The sequence below is a fragment of the Nocardiopsis sp. TNDT3 genome (assembly GCF_003427465.1).
GTDB lineage: Bacteria > Actinomycetota > Actinomycetes > Streptosporangiales > Streptosporangiaceae > Nocardiopsis > Nocardiopsis dassonvillei.
In genome coordinates, this window is sequence record NZ_QPFC01001180.1 from 1 (window position 1) to 5,172 (window position 5,172).

Consider the following 5,172-nt stretch of genomic DNA (forward strand, 5'->3'; position numbering starts at 1 on the left):
GCTCGCTGTACACGGTGGAGGCGCACGTGCGCTATCCTCGTCGTCCGCGGCGACCTCGCGCAGGTAGCGCACGTGCGCCTCCACCGTGTACAGCGAGCGGCCGGACCGCTCGCGGTAGGCGGCGTCCAAGCCGACCCGGTCCATCAGCGCGTCCGTCGCGAACCCGAAGACCAGGACGTAGTAGGCCTCGCTGAGGTGGCCGTTGTAGTCGATCCACTCGGGCCGCAGCCGCTGGGTGAGCGTCGCGCTCACGCGTCCGCCCCCGCCCGCTCGGCGGCCTCGGCGCGTTCGACCTCCTCCAGCGCGCGGGCCACCGCGATCAGGCGGCGGTCGCGCTGGGCGATCAGTTCGGCGGTGGAGCGCCCGGCCACGACCTCGTCCGTGCCCGCGACCATGCGGTCGCGCAGTCCGGCGGTGAGTTCGGGCGCCTCCAGGCGGGTCCACGGGGACTTCAGGGACGGGCCGAAGTGGTCGAGCATGTGCGCCATGCCGCCCTCTCCCCCGGCCAGGTGGAAGGTCAGGCAGGGGCCGAAGAAGGCCCAGCGCAGCCCGGGGCCGCTGGTCATCGCCAGGTCGATCTGCTCGACGGTGGCCTCCCCCTCGGCGACCATGTGCAGGGCCTCGCGCCAGGCGGCCTCCTGGATCCGGTTGCCGATGAACCCCGGCAGCTCCCGCTCCATGGTGATCACCGACTTGCCCGCGGCGCGGTAGAAGTCCGAGGCCCAGTCGACGGCCCACCGCTCGCTGCGCTCGCCGCCGACCACCTCGACCAGGGGCACCAGGTAGGGCGGGTTGAACGGGTGTCCGACCACGAGCCGCCCCGGTGTGCGGGCCCCCACCTGCATCTCGCTCATGCTGTAGCCGGAGGTGGACGAGGCGATGACCACGCCCTCGGGGGTGGCGGCGTCGATCTCGGCCAGCAGGTCGATCTTCAGGTCCAGGCGCTCCGGGGCGCTCTCCTGGACGAAGTCCGCGTCGGCCACGGCCTCAGCGAGCGTGTCCACGACCCGCAGGTTCGCCATGGAGGCCCCCTCGGCCGGGCCCAGCTCCTCCAGGGCGGGCCAGGCCGAGGAGACCAGCCCGCGCAGCCTGCTCTCGGCGTCCGGGGCGGGGTCCCAGGCGACCACCCGGTAGCCGCGGCCCAGGAAGTGGGCCACCCAGCCGCCCCCGATGACACCCGCTCCGACGCAGGCGACCGTGCGCACGGCCTCGGGGGTGGTTCTCGCGTTCTCCGTCATCGTGCTCCTCGTGTGGTCGGCGGTTCGTGTGGGGCGGTGGTCAGGCGGCGCGGCGGAGCCCGAGCATGGCGCGGGTCTCGTCCGGTGTGGCCACCCGGGCGCCGAGCTGCTCGATGATGTTGACGGCCTTCTCGGTGAGCTGGCCGTTGGTGGCCTTCACCCCGCGGCTGAGGTAGAGGTTGTCCTCCAGCCCCACCCGGGCGTGCCCGCCGAGCAGCACCGACTGCGCCACCCACGGCATCTGCTTGCGGCCGATGGAGAAGCTCGCCCACTGCGCGCCCTCGGGGAGCAGGTTCACCATCGACTGGAGGACGCCCGGGTCGGAGGGCGCCCCGTAGGGGATGCCGGTGCACAGCTGGAACAGCGACGGGTCGTCGATGAGGCCCTCGGCGTGCATGGTCTTGGCGAACCACAGCTGGCCGGTGTCGAAGATCTCCAGCTCCGGGCGGACCCCGAGTTCCTGGATGCGCCTGGCGCCCGCGCGCAGCATGTCCGGGGTGGAGATGTACACCTGGCTCCCGTCACCGAAGTTCAGGCTGCCGCAGTCCAGGGTGCAGATGTCGGGCAGCAGTTCCTCCACGTGCGGCAGGCGGTCCAGGCCGTTGACGAGGTCGGTGCCCTCCTCGAACTCGAGCGGGTCCTCCTGGCCGATCACCAGGTCGCCGCCCATGCCCGCGGTGAGGTTGATGACGATGTCCACGCCGGTCTGGCGGATGCGGTCGACGACCTCCCGGTAGAGGGCGTTGTCGCGGGAGGGGGCGCCCGTCTCGGGGTCGCGGACGTGGATGTGCACCACGCTGGCACCGGCCTCGGCGGCCTCGACCGCGGCGGCGGCGATCTGCTCGGGCGTCACCGGCACGTGCTCGCTGCGGCCGACGGTGTCCCCGGCGCCGGTGAGGGCGCAGGTCAGGATGGGTTTGGGGTTCATGGTGTCGCTCATGGCGGTGCTCCGTCTCCGTGTGTGTGCGGTGTTGCGGATGCTGTGGACGGGCGGCCCTCGGGCCGGAGGGGGCGTTTTCGGGCGCGCGGAACCGAGGTGAGGGCTCCGGAGGGGGCCGGGGCGGGTACGGGCCGGGTCGAATGCGGGCTGGCTCAGTCCCCCGGGGCGCCACTGCCGCCCGGGATATCGCCGTCCCCCGGGGCGCCGCGACGGCCCAGGACGTCGCTGTCGATGACCGAGCGCAGGGTGTCACGCATGTGGGCGACCGACCGCCCGGGCATCCCGGTCATGACCTGGATGCCCATGCCGTCGATGAGGGCGGTGAGGCGTCTGGTCATCTCCTCGACGTCGAAGTCGGCGAAGACCCCGCTCTCCCTGCCCTCGCGCAGGGTGCGGGCGATGGTCTCGTGCCAGCGCAGGTAGGAGTCGGTGTGCAGCCCGCGCATCCGCGGGTCCAGCGCCGCCGCCGTCCACACCTGGAGCCAGATCGACCACTCCAGCCGCAGGCGCTCGGAGTCGGGGAGCTGGAGTTCGATGAGCCGCAGGAGGCGTTCGTAGGGGTCCTCGATGGTGTGCAGCCCCGCGACCTGGCGGTCGAAGGCCTGCTTCACCGAGTGGCGCAGCGCCTCCACCAGCAGGTCGTTGAGGGTCGGGAAGTAGTAGTGGACGGTGGCGCTGGACGTCCCGCAGGCCTGGGCGATCTGGGCGACGCGGACCGAGTGGAGGCCGCGTTCGGCGATGAGGGTCCACGCGGCCTCGATGATCTGGAGCCTGCGGCTGTGCTCCCGGGCGGCCGCGGGGTGGCCCGCCAGGCTCGCGGAGGTCGGCCGTACCGCCGACGAGTCGCGCGGTACCGCCGAGACCGTCTCCGCGTCGTCCTTGCCGTTGAGCAGCCAGTTGACCGTCACCCCGGTCTCGTCGGCGATACCGGCCAGTTCCAGGGCGGTGAAGCGCCGGGTGCCGGTCAGGGACTTGGAGAGTTTGCTGGGGTCGATGCCGAGTCTGGTCGCGAACTGGCGCTGGGAGAGGCCGGATCGGCGGATCGCCTCGCGGGCCCTGCCGCGCACGTCGTCGGCCACGTTGTCGCTCACGGTGGGAACGTAACAGCACGATGGCGATTTTCGCAACGCGGACGTGGTTGTCACTTCGTTACAGAGGCATCGGCCCGAGCGCCCCACTACCCAGGAAACCCTTGCCACCAAACGCTTTTCCTCATAACGGCAGCGCACAGCGGTGGACCGAGAACAGCGGTGAGGCGATTCTGACTGGTTGATTAGTCAAGCGCAACACAGTAGTAACTGGATAGCCCACGCCCTCGACCCCGGAGGTGACCCGAGCTATCCGCTGGAACATCGACAAAACAGTCTTCTGGCCCGCGCTGATCATGGTGATCGGCTTCAGCGCGCCGTTCGTGATCGCGCCGCAGACGGGTGAACGCCTGCTCGGCGAGGTCCTGTCCCGGCTCCAGTCCGACCTGGGCTGGGTGTACATGTGGTTCGTCGCCGCACTCGCGGTACTGCTCGTCTGGCTGCTCTTCAGCAGGTACGGCCGCATCAGGATGGGCGGCCCCGACGACCGCCCCGAGTTCTCCACCCCCACCTGGCTCGCGATGATCTTCACCGCCGCGATCGGCGGCGGCCTCATGTACTGGGGGATCATCGAGTGGGCGCACTACCACGTGGATCCCCCGTTCCAACTCGAACCGCACAGCGCAGAGGCCGCCGAGTGGTCGGCCACCTACCCCCTCTTCCACTGGGGTCCCACCGCCTGGGCGGTCTTCTGCGTACCGACCCTGGCCCTGGCCTACGCCTACCACGTGCGTAGAATCCGCCGCCTGCGCCTGAGCGAGGCCTGCCGCGGGGTGCTCGGCGACCGCGTCGACCGCTGGCCGGGGCGCCTGATCGACGTCTTCTTCATCCTCGGGATGATCGGGGCGGCGGGGACCTCGCTGGCCCTGGCCGTGCCCACCGTCGCCGAGGGCGCCTCCCGCATGCTGGGCTTCGAGCCGGGCCCCACCCTCAACACCATCGTCATCGGCCTGTGGACCGTGCTGTTCGGGGGCAGCGTAGCCCTGGGCCTGCACCGCGGCCTCAAGCGCCTGGCCAACCTCAACCTCTACCTGGCCGCCGCCCTGGGCGTCCTGGTCCTGGTGCTGGGCCCGGCGGTCTTCGTCATCGACACCTTCACCAACAGCGTCGGCATGCTCGCCCAGAACATCGTGCGGATGAGCACCTACACCGATCCGGTCGGCGGGTCCGGCTTCGAGGAGATCTGGACGGTCTTCTACTGGGGCTGGTGGATCTCCTACGGACCCTTCGTCGGCATGTTCTGCGCCAAGATCTCCAAGGGGCGCACCGTCCGGCAGATCATCGTCGGCATGTGCGGCTTCGGCAGCCTGGGCTGCTGGCTCTCGTTCGCGCTGCTCGGCAACTCCAGCATGGCCTTCGAGCTGAGCGGACAGGCGCCCATCGTCGACACCCTGGAGGCCGAGGGCGCGGTCCCGGCCATCTTCGCCACGCTGGAGGCGTTCCCGCTCAGCTGGATCATCACCCCGCTGTTCCTGCTGCTGTTGCTGGTCTTCCTGGCCACCACGCTGGACTCCGCGTCCTACATCATGGGCTCTGCCACCTCCCGTGACCTGCCCAACGAGGTCGAGCCCTCCCGGGCCAACCGCGTGCTCTGGGCGATCGTCCTGGCCGCGGTGTCGGTCTCGGTGATGTCGGCCGGAGGCACCGACGCGTTGCAGACCCTGTCGGTCGTGACCGCCTTCCCGCTGATCTTCATCCTGAGCCTGGTCGCCGCCTCCCTGGTGCGCTGGCTCCGCGAGGACGAGCGCTACCGTTCCGGCGCTGCGGCCCCCGGGGCCGGTACTGGAGCCGAGCCCGGTCTCGATCCGGACCGGGGGAAGGAACCGGGACTGGACACGCCTCCGTCACCGCCGACCCCGGCTGCGAGGTGACCCCTCCCAGGCGGTGGCACCCGGGGCGGTCCGGC

5 protein-coding genes are annotated in these 5,172 nt (G+C 70.8%); 1 reads left to right on the forward strand and 4 read right to left on the reverse strand.

Features of this window, described 5'->3' with window-relative positions; translation table 11 throughout:
• The 4 genes from DQW06_RS25475 to DQW06_RS25490 form a co-directional block, all read right to left on the reverse strand.
• The coding region (locus tag DQW06_RS25475; RefSeq protein WP_198662550.1) for a thioesterase family protein at nt 1–252 on the reverse strand (252 nt) is incomplete at its 3' end.
• The gene (locus DQW06_RS25480) at nt 249–1,238 is read right to left on the reverse strand and encodes a 3-hydroxyacyl-CoA dehydrogenase NAD-binding domain-containing protein (protein ID WP_013152380.1); all 990 of its coding nucleotides are present in this window, start codon (nt 1,236–1,238) and stop codon (nt 249–251) included. The genes DQW06_RS25475 and DQW06_RS25480, both read right to left, overlap by 4 nt.
• 40 nt (nt 1,239–1,278) lie before the next feature.
• Nucleotides 1,279–2,178, reverse strand: a complete 900-nt coding sequence (locus tag DQW06_RS25485) for a 3-keto-5-aminohexanoate cleavage protein (RefSeq protein WP_071621784.1) — start codon at nt 2,176–2,178, stop codon at nt 1,279–1,281.
• Nucleotides 2,179–2,330: 152 nt separating this feature from the next.
• Nucleotides 2,331–3,269 carry a TetR/AcrR family transcriptional regulator gene (locus tag DQW06_RS25490; RefSeq protein WP_041552485.1) on the reverse strand — a complete coding sequence of 313 codons (939 nt, stop codon included), beginning with the start codon at nt 3,267–3,269 and terminating at the stop codon, nt 2,331–2,333.
• Between the two features lie 236 nt (nt 3,270–3,505).
• Between DQW06_RS25490 and DQW06_RS25495 the strand changes: the two genes are divergently transcribed.
• On the forward strand, nt 3,506–5,137 hold the full coding sequence (locus tag DQW06_RS25495; protein WP_117199448.1) for a BCCT family transporter: 1,632 nt from the start codon (nt 3,506–3,508) through the stop codon (nt 5,135–5,137).
• The last annotated feature ends 35 nt before the right edge of the window (nt 5,138–5,172 follow it).